The organism is Cellulophaga sp. L1A9, assembly GCF_009797025.1.
Classification (GTDB): domain Bacteria; phylum Bacteroidota; class Bacteroidia; order Flavobacteriales; family Flavobacteriaceae; genus Cellulophaga.
On the sequence record NZ_CP047027.1, the window covers coordinates 2,416,852 to 2,438,586 of the forward strand.

Sequence of the window (21,735 nt, forward strand, 5' to 3'; positions counted from 1 at the left end):
TTGAGCTGAAAATTGATTACCAACCATTTTACTTATAACTCCTAGGGGCTAAAAATGCAGTTGTCGTAGTTTCAATTAGATTATCACCACTATATACGGCAATTTTTATTCTTTCTTTATCGCTTTTAATGGCGCTATTATTAATTTCTATAAACAGTGTTCCTTCTGCTAAATTTTGTGCAGGAACTATAAAGTCTTCATGACGCACTAACTTAATAGTACCCTTGTGAGAAATAAGCTTAAAATGAACATCATCAATATCTTCATTGGTTTTGTTTAGTAACTTATAGGTATACACGTTACTAATGATATTTCCCTCTTTGTGTTCATATAGCTGCCCTGGTAACCTAAGGATATTTGCTTCTATGTCGTTTCTTAAAAATAGCATCCCTATTAAAACTCCGGTAAGGATTACTAATATTGCAGTATATCCTTTTAACCTAGGGGTAAACTTGAACTTTTCTTTTTTAACAATCTCATCTTCACTAGCATAACGTATTAATCCTTTAGGAAGATTGACTTTTTCCATTATTGTGTCACATTCGTCAATACAAGCGGTACAGTTTACACATTCTAATTGCGTACCATTCCGAATATCAATTCCTGTTGGACAAACATTTACACATTGAAAACAATCAATACAATCGCCATTCCCTAATGCTTCACGATCTTCATTTTTACGCCATTTTTTACGTCCATTTTCACTTTCACCGCGTTTGTGATCATAGGCTACAACAATAGATTTATTGTCTAATAAAACGCCTTGCATTCTACCATAAGGACAAGCAATAATACATACTTGCTCTCTAAACCAAGCAAAAATAAAATAAAATACAGCCGTGAATATCAATAAAGATATCATGGTACTTATGTGTTGTCCAGGACCATCCGTTACATATTGTATTAACCGGTCACTACCAATTAAATAAGCTAAAAACACATTGGCAATTAAGAAGGATATAATAAAAAATATGATCCATTTTAACACCCGTTTTTTTATTTTCTCGGCGTTCCATTCTTGGCGTTCTAATTTTATTTGTGCGCCACGATCTCCATCAATCCAAAATTCAATTCTACGGAAAACCATTTCTAAGAAAATGGTTTGCGGACACATCCATCCACAAAAAATACGACCAAAAGCAACAGTGAATAAGGCAATAAAGATGACGCCAATAATCATAGATATCACGAAAAGGTGAAAATCTTGTGGCCAAAATGGAAATCCGAAAATATTAAAGCGTCTTTCCAGAACATTAAACATTAAAAACTGATTTCCATTTATTTTCACAAATGGAGCTGCAACTAGAAATGCCAAAAGGAAATAACTTACATATTTACGGTACTGATAAAATTTACCGCTTGGTTTTTTAGGAAAAATCCAAGCTCTTTTACCGTCTTCGTTAATAGTACCTATTGAATCTCTAAAATTTTCAGTGTCTTGAGCCATCTCTTAGTATTTAAACTGTTTTAACCAATTAATTAATTCATTACTACGCTGGTTGAATCAGTAACTTGCTCTTGTATTTCAGTGGCTGGAGCAGGTGTATTCGGGTCTACCCAAATATCTCCATCGGGAGCTTTTGGATTAGCGGGAGTTTTCCCATTTATTTCTTGTAAAACGTAACTTGCAACTTGGGCAATTTCGGCGGGTTTAAGCGTTTGCTTCCAAGCAATCATTCCTTTACCGTCTCTACCACCTTCAGATATAGTGTGAAAAACATTTTTAATTCCACCCCCTAAAATCCAATATTGATCGGTTAGGTTAGGGCCAATTCCACCTCCACCATCTGCCATATGACAAGCAACACAGTTAGATTCAAATATTTTTTTTCCAGCACTAAGGTCTCCGGCATCTGCTAATAATACTACAGTACTTTCGTCCACAAGATCTTTTGCTGTTTTCTTATATTCTTCTATTGCTAAATTAGCATCAGCAACTTCTTGTTCGTATTCTGTAATTTGGTTGTAATCATTAAAAACGTGAAAACGTAACAGATACACAATCGCGAAAACGATACTCGCATAAAACATATATACCCACCATGGCGGTAATTTATTATCTAGTTCTCTAATTCCGTCATAATTATGGTCTAAAACAATTTCGCTTTCTACTTCCATTGGTTTAGAACCTAACATTTTCTTGTAAATGTTTTTACCCCATTTCCATTCCCATTTCGTGGTTTTAGAAACTAGGTAACGCTCTTTTGCTTCTTCTGAAAGCGTCTGGAACATCACATTTTCAATGGAGCTTAAAATAAGCTCTATGGCAATAAGAATAATAAGCACCAATACCATAAAGAACTGAGTGATTGGGTAGGCTATTATTGCGGGTTGTTTTCCAGAGTCAACAAAATATTCCATCAATCCGAAGATGAGGAAGAATAGTGCCGGGACTCTTATCCACCAAAGTGATTTATTTTTCATAATACTTAGTTTTATTGGTTGTCTTTTTCTAATGGTAATTCACTTACTTCACTTATGTAATCTTTTGAGGCGGTAAATACCCACCCAAAAAGCACTACAAAAAAGATAAAGAAGATTAATAATGATATGATAGGGTAGATCGCTACACCATCAATAGTTTCCATGTAACCTTTTACGAATTTGAACATGATTTCTTTTAGTTTAGGAGAAAATTTAGAGGTAATTAATGCGGATTACTTACCTCTAAATTGTCAATTTTATTATTTTGAGTCAGGGATCAATTCTCCTGTTTCTTTTATTTTTATATCTGTACCTAAGCGTTGTAAATAGGCAATAAGAGAAACAATTTCACGGTCTTTCATTTCAGTGAAATCCTCTCCGTTTTCTTTTGCATATTTCTTGTCTGCTTCATATGTTTTCGCAAAGTCAGGATCAGCATATAAATTCTTCTCTATTTTACTGGCCTGCTCGTCCATATTCTTTACGGCATTTGCGATTTCATCTTCAGTATAAGGGACTCCTAGGGTGACCATAGTTTCCATTTTACTTTGGATATTACTTCGGTCATGTTTGTCTCTAATCAACCATGAATAAGATGGCATAATAGATCCTGAAGAGGTACTTTGTGGATCATACATATGGTTTAAGTGCCAGTTGTCTGAATACTTACCTCCTACACGTAATAAATCTGGACCCGTACGTTTACTTCCCCATAAGAATGGGTGATCATATACAAATTCTCCTGCTTTAGCATATTCTCCATAACGTTCCACCTCACTTCTAAAGGGTCTAATCATTTGTGTGTGACATCCAACACAGCCTTCTCTGATATATAAATCTCGGCCTTCTAGCTCTAAAGGTGTATATGGTTTTACACTCGTTATTGTTGGGATGTTAGATTTTACTAAAATGGTTGGAATTATTTGTACAGCTCCTCCAATTAATATAGCTACTGTTGCTAATATTGTTAATTGTATAGGTTTACGCTCTAACCAAGTGTGGAAACCTTCTCCAGATGTTCTTTTCTTAGAAACTTTCGTTAATGCAGCAGCTTCTGCTAATTCATCTTCAACATCAGTACCAGCTTTTATGGTAAGTACTACGTTGTAAATCATAACACAAGCACCAATAATGTACATGGTACCACCAATAGCACGCATCCAATACATTGGCATTATCTCTGTTACTGTTTCTAGGAAGTTACCGTATACTAATGTTCCGTCTGGATTAAATTCTTTCCACATTAAGGCTTGTGTAAAACCTGCCACGTACATAGGAAGGGTGTAAAGAATAATACCTAATGTGCCAATCCAGAAGTGAAAATTAGCCAAACCAATAGAGGCCAATCTAGTCTTAAACATTTTAGGAACTAACCAGTAGATCATACCAAAAGTTAAGAAGCCATTCCAAGCTAATGCACCCACGTGAACGTGTGCAATAATCCAATCACTAAAATGCGCAATCGCATTCACATTTTTAAGAGAAAGCATTGGCCCTTCAAAAGTAGCCATACCATAACCGGTAATTGCAACGACCATAAATTTAAGGGTAGGATCTGTTCTAACTTTATCCCATGCACCTCTTAAAGTTAAAAGACCGTTGATCATACCACCCCAAGATGGTGCTAATAACATTATAGAGAAAGCAACACCTAAATTTTGTGCCCATTCTGGTAAAGCGGTATATAACAAGTGGTGTGGTCCTGCCCAGATATAAATAAATATCAGAGACCAAAAGTGAACTATAGAAAGTTTATAAGAATATATTGGTCTGTTCGCAGCTTTAGGAACAAAATAATACATCAATCCTAAAAACGGTGTTGTCAAGAAAAATGCTACTGCATTATGTCCGTACCACCATTGTACCAAAGCATCTTGTACCCCTGCGTAAACAGAATAACTTTTAAAGGCACTTACTGGTAAGGCCAAACTATTAAAAATATGAAGTACCGCTACTGTTACGAATGTTGCTAAATAGAACCAAATGGCAACATACAAGTGACGTTGTCTTCTTTTAATCATGGTTCCTATTAGGTTAACACCAAAAGCAACCCAAACTATGGCAATAGCAATATCTATTGGCCATTCTAATTCTGCATATTCTTTCGAAGTGCTATAGCCTAATGGTAATGTTATTGCTGCAGCGACAATGATTAGTTGCCAACCCCAGAAATTAAAATTACTCAAAAAGTCATTATACATACGCGCCTTAAGCAATCGCTGTGTAGAGTAGTAGACCCCTGCGAATATTGCATTTCCTACGAAAGCAAAAATTACGGCATTGGTGTGTAATGGTCTTAAACGACCAAAACTTAACCATGGAATACCATCAGTTAAATTTGGAAATAGAAACATGAGCGCTAAGAGTAGCCCTACTGACATACCTACAATTCCCCAAAACATGGTTGCGTAGAGGAATTTTTTAACGACTTTGTTGTCGTAATAAAACTGCTGTAATTCCATAATTAATTGTTTAAACTTTTATTTAGTTGGATTGATTTTTCGGTTTCTTTAGGAGTCTTTTTAACTAACTCATCTTCAAAAAGCATGCGTACTGATGGCGTATAGGAATCGTCATATTGACCGCTTTTTACCGAAACGATAAAAGCGATAAAAAAGACAATAGCAATACTGATACTAATGGCTAATAAAATATAAATAACACTCATACCTACTTGAATTCTTATGCAAAACTACGTGGATGACAAAGCCTAAAATATGACTTTTGTCAGGTTTTTAACTTTATTTTAATTTTTTACCTAAAATATTGGTGGCAATTGTTGTAAAGGCCACAATGCTAATAGAGCTTAAAGGCATTAGTATAGCCGCGATTACAGGTTCTAACTGGCCTGTGATTGCAAAATACAACCCTATTGCATTATAGGCTAAAGATAGTACAAAACTCCATTTAATTATCTTCATTGCTTTTTTAGAGGCTAGAATATAGGAATATAATTCTTCAAATTTCGTGGCATCTAAAATACCATCGCAAGCGGGAGAAAATATGGTTACATTTTCAGATATGGCGATACCAACATTACTTTGTGCTAAAGCTCCAGCATCATTGAGGCCATCACCCACCATCATCACTTTTTTACCTTGTTCTTGCAGTGATTTTATAAACTGAAGTTTGTCTGCTGGTTTTTGATTAAAGTAGAGTGGGGTCAATTTTGGTAATAATTCTTCTAGGCGTTTTTTTTCACCTTCGTTATCACCAGAAAGTATGGCCAATTGTATGGTTTCACTCATGGCTTGAAAAAGTGCTGAAATACCTGCTCTATATTGATTTTTAAAAATATAGCAACCTTTATATGCCGAATTGCTGCTGATGTGCACTGCGGTACTTTCTATTTCATTTTGAGTCTCTTTACCCACAAAACTAGCAGAGCCTACTTTTATCTCGCTATTATTTCTTGCCCCAAAAATTCCTTTGCCTATATGTTCTTCAAATTCGTCAAGAGTAACAATGTTATGTGCAGAAAGCAGGTCATATAAACTGCGACTTAAAGGATGATTTGATGCTCTCAAAGTGTTTTTTAATAACGACTCCTCTTCTTCTGTGAGTTCTAAGCCTTCGTAGGTTGCCGTACTTTTTTTAGCGCTTGTAATGGTTCCTGTTTTGTCAAAAATAGCCGTATCTATTTGCGCCAACTGCTCAATAGTTTGCGTGTCTTTTAAGTAAAACTTGTTCCGGCCAAAAATACGTAACATGTTTCCTAAGGTAAAAGGAGATGCTAGCGCAATAGCACATGGGCAGGCAATAATAAGCACAGCCGTAAATACGTTTAGCGCTTTGCTGCTATCATAAAATAACCAAAAAGCAGTAGCTGCAAATGCAATGCTTAGCACAAAAATGGTAAAACGCTTCCCTATGCTATCTGTAATGGTTTGAAATTTACTTGCTTTATCTTCCTGAAAAACAGCATTACTCCATAATTGTGTGAGGTAACTTTGTGAAACGGTTTTTAATGCTTCCATTTCAATAGCACCGTGTAATTGTTTTCCTCCTGCAAAAATTTTATCTCCAGAATTCTTGTACACCGGTTCAGACTCTCCGGTAACAAAACTATAGTCAATTTTGCCATTTCCAGTGATTAGAATGCCATCTACCGGAATTAGTTCTTCATTTCTAAGCAATAAACGATCTCCTTTTTTAATGGTGTGAATCTGGGTAGTTTCTTCCTTTCCGTCAGGCAAAATTTTAGTGACTGCAATGGGGAAGTAAGATTTGTAATCACGCTCAAAAGAAAGAAAAGAATAGGTTTTCTGTTGAAAAAATTTCCCAAGAAGTAGAAAGAAAACAAGTCCTGTTAAGCTATCAAAAAAGCCAGGCCCCCAATCAAAAATAATTTCTAGGGTACTCCGTACAAACAATACTAAAATACCTAAAGCTATAGGAACGTCAATATTTAATAATTTAGAACGTAAGCCTTTATAGGCAGATATAAAATAATCTTTACCGGCATAAAAAACTACAGGTAAAGAAAAGCTAAACATGAGCCATCTAAAAAGGTCTTCGTATTGGTTCAACCAAAAATCGCCACCATTGGTTTTATTGCTCGATAAATCAAAGTATTCTGGAAAGGATAAAAACATGACATTTCCAAAGGCAAAACCTGCAATGCCTAGTTTGTAAAGCAGACTACGATCTATAGATTTCTTTTTATTGTCATAATCATCTAAAGAGATGTAAGGTTCATATCCAATATGTGCTAAGAGTAAAACAACAGCTTTTAAGGATGACTTTTCTGTGGAATAGGTAATCCGAAGCATTTTTTTAGGGAAATCTACTTGAGAATTACTAATGCCAGGGTTAAGCTTGTTTAAATTCTCAAGCACCCAGATACAAGAACTGCAATGAATATTTGGAATATATAAGTTGACTATTTGAAGTTGGTTATCTGTAAATTCGGTTAGTCTTTCAACAATAGTTTCAGTATCGAGAAAATCATATTTTCCTTCAATTGCTTTTGGAGTACTACCAGCAGCAGACTGTAAATCATAATAATAGGATAGATCGTTACTAGAGAAAATTTCATAAACGGTTTTGCAACCATTGCAGCAAAATGTTTTTTCATCAAAAAGTATTGGCGTTGCAGTGCAGTCATCACCACAGTGATAACAATCATTTGTACTCATAATCATTTGCTTTATACCCAATGCAAAGATGAAAAATAAGGGTTGTTAAATATATGACTTTTGTCATGTTTAAAATTCTTGTTTAGCGCTAATTTTGTACCATCAGGTAATTATTGAGTTATGGTTGAGGATGTAGAATTAAGATGTGAACAATGTGCAATAAGGCAATTTAATGCTTTACGAGCGATGAGTAAGGAAGAATTGAAAAAAGTTTCTGATTCTAAAAGCACTAAGATCATTAAAAAGGGAGAAACTATTTTTAAAGAAGGCGAAAAGCTTAATGGCGTTTTTTGTATTCGTGATGGTGTTGCTAAATTATCGAAGCTTAGTTCTAACGGAAAAGATCAAATTGTAAAATTAGCAACCAAGGGTCATTTATTGGGGCAGCGTTCTGTAATATCAGAAGAATCTGCCAATCTAAGTGCCACAGCGGTAAGTGCTACTCAGGTATGTTTTATTCCAAAAGAAGGAATTATGGATACCTTAAATACGAATCCTAATTTTGCTGTGGAGGTGCTTCGGCATATGGCACACGATTTAAAGGAAGCAGATGATGTCATTATCAATATGTCTCAAAAATCGGTAAAACAACGCGTGGCAGAAGCCTTTTTATACATGAAAAATAGTTTTGGAGTGGATGGCGAAGGGTTTATGAATGTATCACTTTCCCGAGAGGAAATAGCGAATATCGTGGGAACAGCCACCGAATCTTGTATTAGGATTATATCAGAATTTAAAAAGGAAAAACTTATTAAAACCGCAGGTAAAAAAATAGCCATTATTGATGAACCAGCCTTACTAGATTTAATGTGTAAGTAGCAAAGGTTGATTGGTATTTGTGAAATGGTTGAAAATAAGTAAACTGACAATTATCATATTTTAAATGTTCATCTTCTTATAGTTTTACATCGAGATTAAAAATAAACCAATGAAAAATATTCTTCTTCCTACAGATTTTTCCAGCAATGCCTGGAATGCAATAACGTATGCTATTGAGTTGTATAAAGACGAAGCCTGTACCTTTCATTTGCTAAATACGTATACGCCAGCTATTTCAAATAGTAGGTTTATGGCGAGTACGTTATTAGATGAGGCTTTAATGGTAGAAGATTATTCTAAAGAAGGTTTAACTGTTGTTTTATCTAAAATTCAGAAAAAGTACACAAATCCATTGCACACTTTTAAAACAGTCTCTTCATTTAGCTTGTTAAGTGATCAGGTGAAAGAAATGGTAGATGAATTTGATATTGATGTCGTAATTCTCGGAACTAAAGGAGCCTCTGGAGTAGCAGAAGTATTTATGGGAAGTAACGCTGTGAAAGTAATTAAAGCGGTGAGGAATTGTCCAGTATTGGCTATTCCAGAATATTTTAAATTTGAAACTCCAACAGAGATTGCTTTTGCTACAGATTTTAATAGATTCTATTCACAGTCAGAATTAGAACCCATTATAAGTCTTGCAAAAACATTTAATTCTGTATTAAGAATTGTACACGTACAACAGGAGATCAAAGCGCTTACAGAGTTACAGCAATTTAATTTGAATATGCTGCGTAAATATTTTAAGGAAGTAGCGCATTATGTGCATACGGTGTCAGAATTAAATTCGGTATCAAAAACTTTAGAAGTATTTGCTAATGAACTTGATATTCACCTTTTGGCTATGCTAAATTATCAACATAGTTATATGGAGAAACTCACAAGAGAATCGGTAGTAAAACAGTTAGCGTTTCATGCGCAGATTCCTCTTTTAGTTATTCCTGAATTAGGAATGAGTAATCCGTCTAAACACAAACATGAACAATCAAATAAAGATCTTTCCTTAACTTAAATAGTTTTTAGATTTTTCAAACCAGAAACGTTCCTCTTGAGGGACGTTTTTGTTTTATAAATAATGATCCACGTGTTTGTAGGTAAGGCTTAGATTAAGTAGGTGTTATTGATAAATAGTGCTTAGGAATATCATTTTTAGTGCTTTTAACAGTACTATTATGTGCTAGGCTTTTTAAGTTAGCTAGATAGAATTAAATTTATTCTATAACGAACGGTCCTACTTAAAAAAAAGGGTTTTTTGGTGTCATCATAAAATTATGTTACAGGAACTCAATTAGCGCATCAAACAAATAAGAATCCCTAATTTTGGTAAAAATTAAGATTATGAATCTTCCGAATACCAATCAGAAAAGAATTGTGGTTATTGGTGGTGGCTTTGCAGGAATTTCTTTGGTAAAAAAGCTCAAAGATTTAGACGCTCAAATCGTAATGATAGACCGTCATAATTATCATACATTTCAGCCTTTATTATATCAAGTTTCTACGAGTGGATTAGAACCCGATTCCATAGCGTATCCCATTCGAAAAATTTTAAAAGAATTAAATAATTTTTATTTCCGTTTGGCGGAGGTTCAGCATATTGATCCTGTCAAGAAAGAGATTATCACAGCTATAGGGGTTTTACCTTTTGATTATCTTGTAATTGCTACAGGGACGAAAACCAATTATTTTAATAATGAAAATATAGCTAAAAATGCGATGCCGATGAAAACGGTACCTCAAGCTTTGAATATTCGGAGTTTAATCTTGCAGAATTTTGAAAAAGCAGATGATACCTTAGAGGTGTCGGAGCGTAAAGCTTTACTTAATTTTTGTATTGTAGGAGCTGGGCCAACAGGAGTAGAATTGGCAGGGGCTTTAGCAGAATTAAAGCAAAATGTATTCCCCAAAGATTATAAGCATTTAGATATTCAAGAAATGCAGATTCATTTGTTTGAAGGTGGCCCAAGAGTACTACCGCCAATGAGTGAAACTGCATCTAAAAAAGCAACTGAATTTTTAGATAAATTAGGGGTTCAAATTCATTTGAATACTATAGTGTCAGATTTTGATGGTAAAACAGTAACCTTGAAAGATGGGAAGACTTTAGAAACTAAAAATTTTATTTGGAGTGCAGGCGTAACAGGAGCGTCTATAAAAGGGTTGACTGAGGATAGTTTGGTGGCACGTTTAAATAGGTACAAAGTAAATACTTTTAACCAAGTAGCAGGCTTTGAAAACATATTTGCTATTGGAGATATTGCGTATATGGAGACAGAAGATTTTCCTAAAGGACATCCGCAAGTAGCGCAACCCGCTATTCAGCAAGGAGAAAATTTAGCTAAAAACTTAAAGAATCTTTTAGCAAACAAACCCTTAAAGGCTTTTAAGTATAGTGATAAAGGCACTATGGCTACGGTAGGTAGAAATAAGGCAGTCGTAGATTTAAAAAAGCTGAAATTTGGAGGCTTTTTAGCTTGGTTCATTTGGATGTTTGTGCATCTTATGGCATTAGTAGGTTTTAGAAACCGAGTGATTGTCTTTTTTAATTGGGCCTACAATTATATAAACTACGATAAAGCGGCTCGTTTAATCGTACGCCCGTATTCTGCTAAGGACTAAAAAAGGGAAACAAGTTACAATATTTAGAAAACCTTTTCTATATTTGCATTGTTGTGTTGTGCTTTGTGAAAAGCACAAGTTGTGGTTAATTATTCTTTGCAAAAAGAATATGAAAACCGATGAAAGGCTTTCCTAATTTGGGAGGCTTTTTTTGTTTCTACCCCTTAAGTTTATCAAAATTTTTCTTTCCTTTTGCTACTTAATGTTGAGTTGTGTAGAAAATTTACATGTATTTCAACGTAAAAAGCAAATAAAATACAGAAGGTATGTTAAATTATTTTATTTTTAGCTTGCTGCATAATTTTGTGCCCAACAAATAGTTCTATTTGTGAGTACACAGCAAAATTCTAAGAAATAGATTATGGCTTTTCTAGCAAAACTCTTTATCAACGGAGAACAACGTAATGTTCTCAATGGCAATTATGTATACCATCAACTTCTTGATGCTAGGGGAAAGCCTAAAGCAAAGGTAGAAGGCGGACAATTAAATTTTGTGGTGGAGTCTACAGGAGATGATGCCTTATTTCATTTATGGATGTTAGATGATTACCAAATGTATGATGGGTATATCCGTTTCTTTAAAAGAGATGGGTTGAGTAAATTGTTTGATTTTGAATTCGCCAATTGCTATTGTGTAGGATTACGAGAGCAATTTAGCGCTACAGGTCACGATCCGCTTAAAATGGAACTCACGATTACTCCAGGGATACAACGTGTGCGCGATGTAATTTTTGAGAAAGTTTGGAACCCTAGTAATCCGTTTGCGGAGGCTCCGGTACTTCAGGAAGGGGAGGAGGAAGCTTCTATTTCCGATTTATACTATGAAAATGCTGATGGTAAGAGAATTACTAGATTACGGAAAAATAAATCGGTATTCCTTATAATTAAGACGACTAATATGGTTGGTAAATCAATAGATTTAGATTTAAGTGATAGCACTTTTAATTTTGAATATAAAGGAGAATTACTTGAAGGAGATCAATTGCTAAATCAGAAAGTGACAGCTAACACTATGAAATTGGAATTAATTACAAAAAAACAGAATTAATTTATGCCCACTGCAACACATACAGATAATAATAGTATTTCACTGACTTCTTCAGGATTAGATAGTGATGAATTTGTGCCTCTAGTTTCATTTATATACGATGGTTTGAAAGTTTTGGATGCTTATGCACTAATTTTTGAATATGAAAACGAAACTATTGCTTATAATAAAGAAGAAGATAGTGAACTTTCAAAACACATAAATTCTTATCCTCAAGCAAGCGGGTACAAAATATATGAACGTATTACAAAAAAAGAAAAGGTTACATTTCCTTTATATATTACTAAAGGTAATAAAGAAAGCGATGATGATGATGGTGTAGTTACGGTTCGCTTATCAGAAGAAATAGAAGGAGTTACAATAAAGAGTAAGGAAGAGTTTAAGGTTAAATATGATACTGATTATACTTTAGAGTTAGAATTAAAATGTAAAGAGGGAAATATGTTTTATGTGGATTTTTATGCTAAAGATGATGACGATGATGATTGGGAAATAGGAGGCTATACCGTTAATGATAAAACTGGAAAATTAAAAAATATACATTGTGGTAGGATAAAAATTATTAAAGAAGCTACGTGTATCTGCGATGATGCTGATTGGCCAGTTTTATATAATATGGTTTTAGAAATAGACAAAGTGAGATATAGTTCAAAAACAATTATACCATGGCTTCCTGATGGAACTGAACGTGAATGTTATCATTATGCATTACATCAATTACGTGTTTTAGGATATACACTTATATCGGAACGCTGGAATAAAAAATGGGATGGTACGAAAGAACTTAATGATGACATTTTTCAATTAAAACTAGATTCTGATGTCGCAGGTATGAAGAAAGGACCTCAAAAGGAAATGTTTAAAAAATCTCTTACTTATTTAAAACAAGCGATGCAGTTAAAAACACCTGTTATGGTTGGCTTGAATTATAAAGAAGGGTACGCTAATGATGATTTAACTACAGATCATTTTGGTGTAATCACAGGTTCTGGAAGGGACAAAGATGGTAGATTGTTTTTTAATGTAACAGATAATTATTATACTTCGCAAAAATTTTATTGCAAGTGTGATGTTTTTGGAATTAAAAGTGCTGATGGTAGAATGGAAATTTCACAAATTAGAAAATCAAAAAAATATTAATATGAACTTTAAGTTATATCTTTTTTTTCTTTTTTTTCTTTTTTTTGCTTGTAAGAAAAAAAAAGATATAACCCCTTTAACTAATGATTTTTATCATTATTCTAGATACTTGAATGATAATCATTACTTTGAATTTTACGATAATAAAAATGTTTTGTTGGATAGAGCTACGAATTGGGATTCTATTAGTACCGTAGATTTTCTCAGCTTTCAAAATAATAATATACTTTTTGATAAGAAGAAGATAAAATTACCTACTTTTTCTAAAGATTTTCTTCTATTAGACACTGGTTTTGTTGTTCTTAATACCATCCCGAGAACTTTAGGTGGAAACACTAAATCTACAGATGTATTAACTAAATATGATAAAAATTTTAAGATTGTTTTAAAGAAAGACATGGGTATTTCAAAATATCCTAACGCAATGTGTTTCCTTTTAGAGAGTGATGAGAGGTTATTTTACATATCTGATTGGTTTTCGGGTGTTAATTCTAACTCAGAAAGTGAAAGTAAATTAGTCATTTCTGAAATTGATAAATCGTTTAATATATTAAATCAAAAAAAGTTTGAAAATGCGAATAACGATTTTGCTTACAACCCTATAAAATGTATGGTGATTGAAAGTAAATATTTGGTTGTCGTTTCAAATATGTCCTACTTCGAAGCCGATAAATTTCCATTTAAAGTAGAAATGTTTGATCTAAATTTAAACAAAAAATGGTCCGAATATGTTGATGCAAATTCTATTATGCATTTAGGTTATCTAAAATCTAAAAAAAAGATATTTCTTGTAAAAGATACAAAAGAAACTTCGGTTATTTATTGGGGCTTAAACGGTGAAAAAGAAGAAATAAATTATCATTTAAATACTGAATTAATTAGTGCAACAGAAAGTGATGATGTTATTTTTCTCTTAAGTACGAATAATGATAATGCTGCTGTAACTAAAATTAGTTTATTAGAGGATAAAGTTGAAAAGGCTTTAATCTCTAATGATGTAGAGGTAGGCGAAAGAATAAAAATACATCTAATCTACAGAAATAATCAACTCTTTCTAATTACTATAGATAATGGTAAAGCTCTTATGGAAATAGATAACATAAAAATGTGATATTACTTTTTGGTATAAGTATTAATGTGTTACTCCATTTTTACAAACATTTTATTATACTTTAATTGTTAAATAATTTTAAAAGACGAAATAAATATCAGGAAATAGCAGTTCCTTATTGTTGAAAAGATTAAAAATCAACCACTAGTACAGACGTCAGGCGCGTGCCCGCATTATTTTCATCTTTTGCGCTCAGTGTAGCTTTTTCTTGATTCTGTTTGTTCTGCTATATAGAGGGACTTTGATTAGCCCAGCTAATTTAAAAGATATAAAATGAAAAATTTAATAATATTTTTACTAATTATAAATACTTTGCTAAGTTGTAAAGAGAATATAAAGCAACAAGCAAATAATGAAGAGTTGGAAATAGAAAAGTTAGAAATTAAAGAAGAAATTATTTTAAACGATACAATTAGTACATGTATTTCTGATAAGAAAGATTTTAAATTATTTGATAAGCTAAAAAAGGATAGAAAAATAGATATCTTGGATATCTCGGGATCGCAATTTTATTATGCTTCGAGAAAAAATGATGTTTACTCTTTATTTAATGGAGAAAACATTAAGTGTGTTGCTGCTGCAAATAGTGGTAAATATTCGTTCTTTAGGATTTTTTATAGCAAGGATTTAGAATCTTTTGAAGTATTCTCTAAAATAAATAAATTAGAAGAAACTGATAGAAATTATGATAAGTATCATGGCTATTTTAAAAGAGGAATAGTTTTTTCTTTAGATTCAAAAGAAAACACACTTACACTCGTTACATTCAATGTTTTCGGTGATAATAGTTTGCCCAAAAAAATAAGGACATTTTTTAAGCAGAACGAAAATGCTTTTGAAAAAGTTTTTATGACTACCGGAATTGGTACTGTTGAAATTCTTGTAGATTAAGAGTTGTACGATGTTATTTGATTCAGTAAGCTTACGATACGAGTTTTATGCACGTATGTTTATACAATAATTTTTTATGAAAAATATATTCCTAGTATTAAGTGTATTAACACTACTCTGCTGTAAAGCACAAACAGAAAACGTAGAATTAAGTTTTGAGAAAACCGATGCACCCCTTAAGATAATGGAGTCTATTGTCATGGCTGATAGTGTATATGTAACTTTATTAAAACCTTATAGAATTAAGGTGAAAAGTAATTATTCAAGCACTATAGAAACAACCAGGCTTAGTATGAATTCCGGAGGTGGTTCTGGATATCATAATCCCAGTAAGTATTTAATTTATACAGATAAGCATAAATTAGCTCCTCCTCCAACAGGCGTTAAGTTTTCGGGTCACGATACTAAGGTTTTCGATATTTACATTGGATATAGGATGTTTATTAAAAGTAAAGAAAAAAATAGCCTTTTTGAAAATGCCGTGTATTTGGAGGAAAATGGTGGGAGAAAAGTCTATGATCTTAGTAAAAGTGAAATAGCAGCTCGTTTTTTTGAACAGAAGATTACTGATGACATAAGAGGGTATCTCTCCTTTAGTTTTTATAATTATGAAAATGAATTACGTTTAAGAGAAACTATCGCCATAGATTAATGGTGTACAATAGTTTATACTATTATATAACTAAATTTAAAATTTGAGTTTTGGACACTTCATTTATGACAATTCTTATTTCCATTTTTTTATCTATTTGGTATAAAATAGTTAAGAATAAAAGGGGAAAAGAAAATTTAAGAAACGATAGAAGGTTGTTTTGATTACTGAAGGAGTCTTTTTTATTTGCAACACCTACAAAAACCATAAGTATTGATGGCTTCAGAAACGTTTAATCAACCGGTGTCTGTTTCGGCGAGACCACAAGCTATCCAAGTATACCGCATCTTAACGGTGATAGTATTGATACGCGTTATCTAGGAACGGCAAATGTTAGAGGATTATTACTTACAGACCTTCTTAATAATTATGATAGTGCTTCCGAAGAAGAGTTTGCAGAATTTTTTGTGAATTGGGGATTTACAGAGGTTTTTCTTGATTCTGTTTCTTCTTTTACGTAGGGAGACTTTGCTTAGCGCTACAATATTTACTCATACAATTCAAAAATTTTGTCCCCTAAAAAGGGCTTATTTCTAATTGTAAAAACTGATTTATTTTTATGAATGGTATCGGAATTATTTTTAGTGTACTATTATTTATTTGTGTTTACTTTTTTAGAAAAAGCAAAACCAATACTATAAGAAGTGGTGGTCAATTAAAATATATACGATTAGAAGAGCTTTATGATTTTATTCTATTAGTGTATAGTAAATTAGAAGAAAATGACTTTAATTTCGTAGATATTTTCGAAAATAAATATAAATTAGATAATGTTACGGATACGGAATCTAACGTTAATGTATTTAAAGTATACGAAGCATGGATGCACCAGTTATGGAATGACAAAGAATATGGTAAAGCTGGTGCTGCCGCACTTATAGGAGCTGGTGCAGTTATAGCCTTTTCATTATTAGAAGATATTGATGATCTTCTTAGAAAATTTAAAGAGTACAAAAGAGATCAAAAAGCGACTAAAAATTTAGTAAATAATGTATTTGCTGATGAAAAGCATAAAACACTTAGGTTTGCACCACCACGTGTAAAGGGTCGTATGCTATACCAAATAATAGAACACAAATTTTGGGATGGAGCTGATATCTTGGATGGTGATTTATATAAAAACTGTGAACAAGCAGCAATTATTATTATAAAAACAGTTAATCACGGACGAGAGTGGCAAGAAATTATAGAACATTTAGCAATAAAAGATCCTGACGGCAAGGAGTATAGAGTATATGACGAAACTGCTAAAAAAGACGATCCAGGGAATTTTTTACGTCCACAAGACGGGTCACAGTTTTTAAGAAAATTATTAAACGATATTGAAGATTGGAATACTGTTTGCGGCCACGTAAACAAATTACCACATTTAGGAGAAGCATGGAAATTAAAACCAAAAAATGAAAAACCTTATGTCCCTTATAGACCCTATTAGAAAAATAAGCAGTGTGTTATTTATAAGTTTTGCATTAAGCTGTAATTCACAACAACAACCTACAAAAGAGCAAAAACAAATTTTAGAAACTGCAAAAACTAATTTTGTTTTTGTAGAAGGGGGCACGTTTATTATGGGGAATAATAATTACCATTATACTACGCTGGAGCATCAAGTTACTTTAGATAGTTATTCTATAAGTAAATATGAAACAACTTTTAAAGAGTTTGATGTGTATTCAAAACTAAACAATAAAGAAAAATTAGCATTTGAATATCGGGATGTTAAAGAGTTTAGCGGTAATTATGGTGCAAAATGGATGAACTGGTACGAAGCGCAATCTTATTGTCAATGGTTAGGGGAACAACTTAATTTACCTATAGATTTACCAACAGAAGCCCAATGGGAATATGCTGCACGTAGCCGTGGCTTAGACGTTGAACATGCCACTGATAGTGGTAAAATAGAAGGAAGTTTTACAGAGAAAAGAAACTACCCTGTTTATGATACTATTGTTGGGGCCTACCCCCCAAACCCTTTAGGTTTATATGATATGTCTGGAGGTAGACCCGAATGGACTAATGATTGGCTAGTAGGTTATAGTAAAGATACCTTGGTAAATCCAAGATATGATACCATACATAATTATGAGGAGAAAATGGTCAGAGGGTGGCATAACTTAAGGTATTCGGTATATAGCAGAGGGGGTAGTAGAGAACCAGACAATGATGGTTCAGGTGTTGGTTTCCGTTGTGCTTGCAATCAAAAAACTCCTATAGAGTAATGCGTGTAAAATTCTCTTTAATCTTATTTTGCATACTTTTTCAAAGTTGTAATTCACAACAACAACCTACAAAAGAGCAAAAACAAATTTTAGAAGATGCAAAAGCTAATTTTGTATTTGTAGAAGGAGGTACTTTTACAATGGGTAAAAATGGTGTTTCAATTGCTAGGGAGCATCAAGTAACTTTAGATAGTTATTCTATAAGTAAATATGAAACAACATGGAAAGAGTTTGACTTGTACACAGCATTGAATAACTTAGAGCTTATTTATCCTAATTATAGAAATCAAGAAGATATGGGACCAAATTTTGGAGCTGTTGGCATGAATTGGTACCAAGCGCAATCATACTGTCAATGGTTAGGCAAGCAACTTGGTTTACCTATAGATTTACCAACCGAAGCTCAATGGGAATTTGCGGCACGTAGCCGCGGTTTAAATGTTGAACATGCTACTGATAGTGGTAAGATAGAAGGGAGTTTCACAGAGAAAAGAAACTACCCTGCTTATGATACTATAGTAGGGGCCTATCCTCCCAATCCTTTAGGAGTTTATGATATGTCTGGTGGTAGACCTGAATGGACTAACGATTGGGCGGTTATTTATCCAGATAAACCTATCGAAAATCCTAGATATGATACTATAGATGTTAGAAAAGATAAAATTATACGTGGGTTTCACTCCTTATATAATTCTGTGTATATACGTAGCTCAAGAGAACCTGAACAAGATGGTTTTGGCGGAGGTTTCCGTTGTGCTTGCAACCAAAAAACACCTATAAAGTAATGCGCGTAAAATTCTCTTTAATCTTATTTTGCATACTTTTTCAAAGTTGTAATTCACAAAAAAAAGCAACCCCAGAACAAGAGCAAATTTTAGAAGCGGCAAAAGCTAATTTTGTATTTGTAGAAGGGGGCACATTTACGATGGGTAAAAATGGAGTTTCAATTGCTTACGAACATGATGTTACATTAGACAGTTATTCGATAAGTAAGTACGAAACAACTTGGGAAGAATTTGATTTGTATTTTTTATTAAATGAAAAAGAAATAATCAATCCACAATATAGAAAAAATATAGAGGATTACGGACCTAAATATGCAGCAAAAAAAAACACATGGTTTTTAGCTAAAGCGTATTGTCAATGGTTAGGGGAACAACTAGATTTACCTATAGACTTACCAACAGAAGCTCAATGGGAATATGCAGCGCGTAGCCGTGGTTTAGACGTTGAGCATGCTACAGATAGTGGGATTATTGAAGTAGGTGAGGATGATAACTACGGGACAGATACACCTGTTGGTACTTATAAACCTAACCCATTAGGTATTTATGATATGTCTGGTGGTAGACCTGAATGGACCAATGATTGGCTTGTTTTGTACCCGAAAGAACCTATTACCAATCCAAGGTACGATACTATAGATGTTAGAAAAGATAAAATTATACGTGGGTTTCACTCCTTATATAATTCTGTGTATATACGTAGCTCAAGAGAACCTGAACAAGATGGTTTTGGCGGAGGTTTCCGTTGTGCTTGCAACCAAAAAACACCTATAAAGTAATGCGCGTAAAATTCTCTTTAATCTTATTTTGCATACTTTTTCAAAGTTGTAATTCACAAAAAAAAGCAACCCCAGAACAAGAGCAAATTTTAGAAGCGGCAAAAGCTAATTTTGTATTTGTAGAAGGGGGCACATTTACGATGGGTAAAAATGGAGTTTCAATTGCTTACGAACATGATGTTACATTAGACAGTTATTCGATAAGTAAGTACGAAACAACTTGGGAGGAATTTGATTTGTATCATATTATGAATGATTTAGAAATAATTAACCCACATCATCGAGGTAAAATAAAAGATTATGGACCTAATTATGCAGCTAAAAAAAACACATGGTTCTTAGCTAAATCTTATTGTCAATGGTTAGGGGAACAACTTGATTTGCCTATAGATTTACCAACAGAAGCCCAATGGGAATATGCAGCACGTAGTCGTGGATTAAATGTTGAGCATGCTACAGATAGTGGGATTATTGAAGTAGGTGAGGATGATAATTACGGGACAGATACACCAGTTGGCACCTATCAGCCTAACCCTTTAGGGATTTACGATATGTCTGGTGGTAGACCTGAATGGACTAACGATTGGGCGGTTATTTATCCAGATAAACCTATCGAAAATCCTAGATATGATACTATAGATGTTAGAAAAGATAAAATTATACGTGGGTTTCACTCCTTATATAATTCTGTGTATATACGTAGCTCAAGAGAACCTGAGCAAGATGGCTTTGGTGGAGGCTTTCGTTGTGTATGCAATCAAAAAACACCTATAAAGTAATGCGTGTAAAATTGTTTTTGCTCTTATTTTGCATACTTTTTCAAAGTTGTAACTCGCAAAAAAAGGCAACACCAGAACAGGAGCAAATTTTAGAAGAAGCAAAAGCTAATTTTGTTTTTGTAGAAGGAGGTACGTTTACAATGGGTAAAAAAGGTGTTTCAATTGCGTATGAACATGAGGTTACATTAGACAGTTACTCGATAAGTAAGTACGAAACAACTTGGGAGGAATTTGATTTGTATCATATTATGAATGATTTAGAAATAATTAACCCACATCATCGAGGTAAAATAAAAGATTATGGACCTAATTATGCAGCTAAAAAAAACACATGGTTCTTAGCTAAATCTTATTGTCAATGGTTAGGGGAACAACTTAATTTACCTATAGATTTACCAACAGAAGCCCAATGGGAATATGCAGCACGTAGCCGTGGATTAAATATTGAGCATGCTACAGATAGTGGGATTATTGAAGTAGGTGAGGATGATAATTACGGGACAGATACACCAGTTGGCACCTATCAGCCTAACCCTTTAGGGATTTACGATATGTCTGGAGGTAGAGCTGAGTGGACCAATGATTGGTTAGCGTTATATTCAAAAGAACCTGTTGTAAACCCTAGGTTTGATAGCATAGTTTCTGGTACTGTAAAAGTAATTCGTGGGTTTCACTCCTTAAATAATTCTGTGTATATACGTAGCTCTAGAGAGCCTGAACAAGATGGCTTTGGCGGAGGTTTTCGTTGTGTATGCAATCAAAAAACAGAAATAGAGTAATGGTTTTTGAGTGTCAAAGTAAGTAAATGGTTTTATGAAAAAAAAAATTTCTTATCAAAAAATAATCTTTGTTTGTCTTCTATTCGTGCTACTACTTATAGGATGTAAAGAAGAAAAGAAAGATGATAATGAGTTTATGAGGTTAAACTTTCCAAACTTGACCGATAAAATAAATAGACATGTAGATAATTTAACTGAAAATCCTGAAATGGTAAGATATGTTCCTCCTAAAGTAAAAGCGGAATATTTAGCAACACTTGCTTCATTTAGTGAAGTGAATTTTAGTGTTTATCCTGATTCTGTGTTAACTAATAGGTCAAAAGTTCTAATTAAAATTGGCACTAATAATTTAGAAGAATTTAATGAATTGATTTTTGAGTTTGGTTTAAATGTAGATAATGCTCTTGATGAGCAGCCTATTAGAAAAGATACTATAATTACAGATACCACATTGTTTAGAAGATGGGCAATAAATAAATTAAAAAATACTTTATATAAAAAAGAATCTGATTGGAAAGAAATTGAGCAATTTAGATTAAGCCTTAAATGATAATT

General features: G+C 33.3%; 21 protein-coding genes. 15 read left to right on the forward strand and 6 right to left on the reverse strand.

Features of this window, described 5'->3' with window-relative positions; all coding sequences use genetic code 11:
* Positions 1-28 precede the first annotated feature (28 nt).
* From ccoG to GQR94_RS10450, 6 genes are all read right to left on the reverse strand, one after another.
* A complete protein-coding gene (gene ccoG / locus GQR94_RS10425) occupies positions 29-1,447 on the reverse strand; it encodes a cytochrome c oxidase accessory protein CcoG (protein WP_158975442.1) in 1,419 nt (472 codons plus the stop codon).
* A gap of 32 nt (positions 1,448-1,479) precedes the next feature.
* The gene (locus GQR94_RS10430; RefSeq protein WP_158975443.1) at positions 1,480-2,424 is read right to left on the reverse strand and encodes a cbb3-type cytochrome c oxidase N-terminal domain-containing protein; all 945 of its coding nucleotides are present in this window, start codon (positions 2,422-2,424) and stop codon (positions 1,480-1,482) included.
* 11 nt (positions 2,425-2,435) lie between these two features.
* A complete protein-coding gene (locus tag GQR94_RS10435) occupies positions 2,436-2,612 on the reverse strand; it encodes a CcoQ/FixQ family Cbb3-type cytochrome c oxidase assembly chaperone (RefSeq protein WP_158975444.1) in 177 nt (58 codons plus the stop codon).
* Between the two features lie 72 nt (positions 2,613-2,684).
* The gene (gene ccoN, locus GQR94_RS10440; protein WP_158975445.1) at positions 2,685-4,886 is read right to left on the reverse strand and encodes a cytochrome-c oxidase, cbb3-type subunit I; all 2,202 of its coding nucleotides are present in this window, start codon (positions 4,884-4,886) and stop codon (positions 2,685-2,687) included.
* A gap of 2 nt (positions 4,887-4,888) precedes the next feature.
* On the reverse strand, positions 4,889-5,092 hold the full coding sequence (ccoS, locus tag GQR94_RS10445) for a cbb3-type cytochrome oxidase assembly protein CcoS (protein WP_158975446.1): 204 nt from the start codon (positions 5,090-5,092) through the stop codon (positions 4,889-4,891).
* A 73-nt stretch (positions 5,093-5,165) separates the two neighbouring features.
* Positions 5,166-7,562: a heavy metal translocating P-type ATPase metal-binding domain-containing protein gene (locus GQR94_RS10450; protein ID WP_158975447.1), complete on the reverse strand. Its 2,397-nt coding sequence runs from the start codon at positions 7,560-7,562 to the stop codon at positions 5,166-5,168.
* Positions 7,563-7,748: 186 nt separating this feature from the next.
* Between GQR94_RS10450 and GQR94_RS10455 the strand changes: the two genes are divergently transcribed.
* The 15 genes from GQR94_RS10455 to GQR94_RS10525 all read left to right on the forward strand — a co-directional run bounded on the left by GQR94_RS10455 (position 7,749) and on the right by GQR94_RS10525 (position 21,730).
* On the forward strand, positions 7,749-8,381 hold the full coding sequence (locus GQR94_RS10455) for a Crp/Fnr family transcriptional regulator (protein WP_158975448.1): 633 nt from the start codon (positions 7,749-7,751) through the stop codon (positions 8,379-8,381).
* A gap of 109 nt (positions 8,382-8,490) precedes the next feature.
* Positions 8,491-9,393: a universal stress protein gene (locus GQR94_RS10460; RefSeq protein WP_158975449.1), complete on the forward strand. Its 903-nt coding sequence runs from the start codon at positions 8,491-8,493 to the stop codon at positions 9,391-9,393.
* A gap of 326 nt (positions 9,394-9,719) precedes the next feature.
* Complete coding sequence (locus GQR94_RS10465; RefSeq protein WP_158975450.1) at positions 9,720-10,997, forward strand: NAD(P)/FAD-dependent oxidoreductase; 1,278 nt, start codon at positions 9,720-9,722, stop codon at positions 10,995-10,997.
* A 361-nt stretch (positions 10,998-11,358) separates the two neighbouring features.
* Positions 11,359-12,045, forward strand: a complete 687-nt coding sequence (gene tssD, locus GQR94_RS10470; protein WP_158975451.1) for a type VI secretion system tube protein TssD — start codon at positions 11,359-11,361, stop codon at positions 12,043-12,045.
* A 3-nt stretch (positions 12,046-12,048) separates the two neighbouring features.
* Positions 12,049-13,185 (forward strand): hypothetical protein, encoded by a 1,137-nt coding sequence (locus tag GQR94_RS10475; RefSeq protein ID WP_158975452.1) that lies wholly within the window; start codon positions 12,049-12,051, stop codon positions 13,183-13,185.
* A gap of 157 nt (positions 13,186-13,342) precedes the next feature.
* Complete coding sequence (locus GQR94_RS10480) at positions 13,343-14,296, forward strand: hypothetical protein (RefSeq protein WP_158975453.1); 954 nt, start codon at positions 13,343-13,345, stop codon at positions 14,294-14,296.
* 273 nt (positions 14,297-14,569) lie between these two features.
* Positions 14,570-15,187, forward strand: coding sequence for a hypothetical protein (locus GQR94_RS10485; RefSeq protein WP_158975454.1), 618 nt, complete (start codon positions 14,570-14,572; stop codon positions 15,185-15,187).
* A gap of 76 nt (positions 15,188-15,263) precedes the next feature.
* Positions 15,264-15,839 carry a hypothetical protein gene (locus tag GQR94_RS10490; protein ID WP_158975455.1) on the forward strand — a complete coding sequence of 192 codons (576 nt, stop codon included), beginning with the start codon at positions 15,264-15,266 and terminating at the stop codon, positions 15,837-15,839.
* 559 nt (positions 15,840-16,398) lie between these two features.
* A complete protein-coding gene (locus GQR94_RS10495; protein ID WP_158975456.1) occupies positions 16,399-17,274 on the forward strand; it encodes a hypothetical protein in 876 nt (291 codons plus the stop codon).
* The gene (locus GQR94_RS10500) at positions 17,240-18,058 is read left to right on the forward strand and encodes a formylglycine-generating enzyme family protein (RefSeq protein WP_370458289.1); all 819 of its coding nucleotides are present in this window, start codon (positions 17,240-17,242) and stop codon (positions 18,056-18,058) included. The genes GQR94_RS10495 and GQR94_RS10500 overlap by 35 nt, the downstream gene beginning before the upstream one ends.
* Complete coding sequence (locus GQR94_RS10505) at positions 18,058-18,843, forward strand: SUMF1/EgtB/PvdO family nonheme iron enzyme (RefSeq protein WP_158975457.1); 786 nt, start codon at positions 18,058-18,060, stop codon at positions 18,841-18,843. The genes GQR94_RS10500 and GQR94_RS10505 overlap by 1 nt, the downstream gene beginning before the upstream one ends.
* Entirely contained in the window at positions 18,843-19,622 is a 780-nt protein-coding gene (locus GQR94_RS10510) for an SUMF1/EgtB/PvdO family nonheme iron enzyme (protein ID WP_158975458.1), read from the forward strand. Before GQR94_RS10505 ends, GQR94_RS10510 begins: the two co-directional genes overlap by 1 nt.
* Entirely contained in the window at positions 19,622-20,401 is a 780-nt protein-coding gene (locus GQR94_RS10515) for an SUMF1/EgtB/PvdO family nonheme iron enzyme (RefSeq protein WP_158975459.1), read from the forward strand. The genes GQR94_RS10510 and GQR94_RS10515 overlap by 1 nt, the downstream gene beginning before the upstream one ends.
* On the forward strand, positions 20,401-21,180 hold the full coding sequence (locus GQR94_RS10520) for an SUMF1/EgtB/PvdO family nonheme iron enzyme (RefSeq protein ID WP_158979568.1): 780 nt from the start codon (positions 20,401-20,403) through the stop codon (positions 21,178-21,180). The genes GQR94_RS10515 and GQR94_RS10520 overlap by 1 nt, the downstream gene beginning before the upstream one ends.
* A 34-nt stretch (positions 21,181-21,214) precedes the next feature.
* A complete protein-coding gene (locus GQR94_RS10525) occupies positions 21,215-21,730 on the forward strand; it encodes a hypothetical protein (RefSeq protein ID WP_158975460.1) in 516 nt (171 codons plus the stop codon).
* Positions 21,731-21,735: the final 5 nt, after the last annotated feature.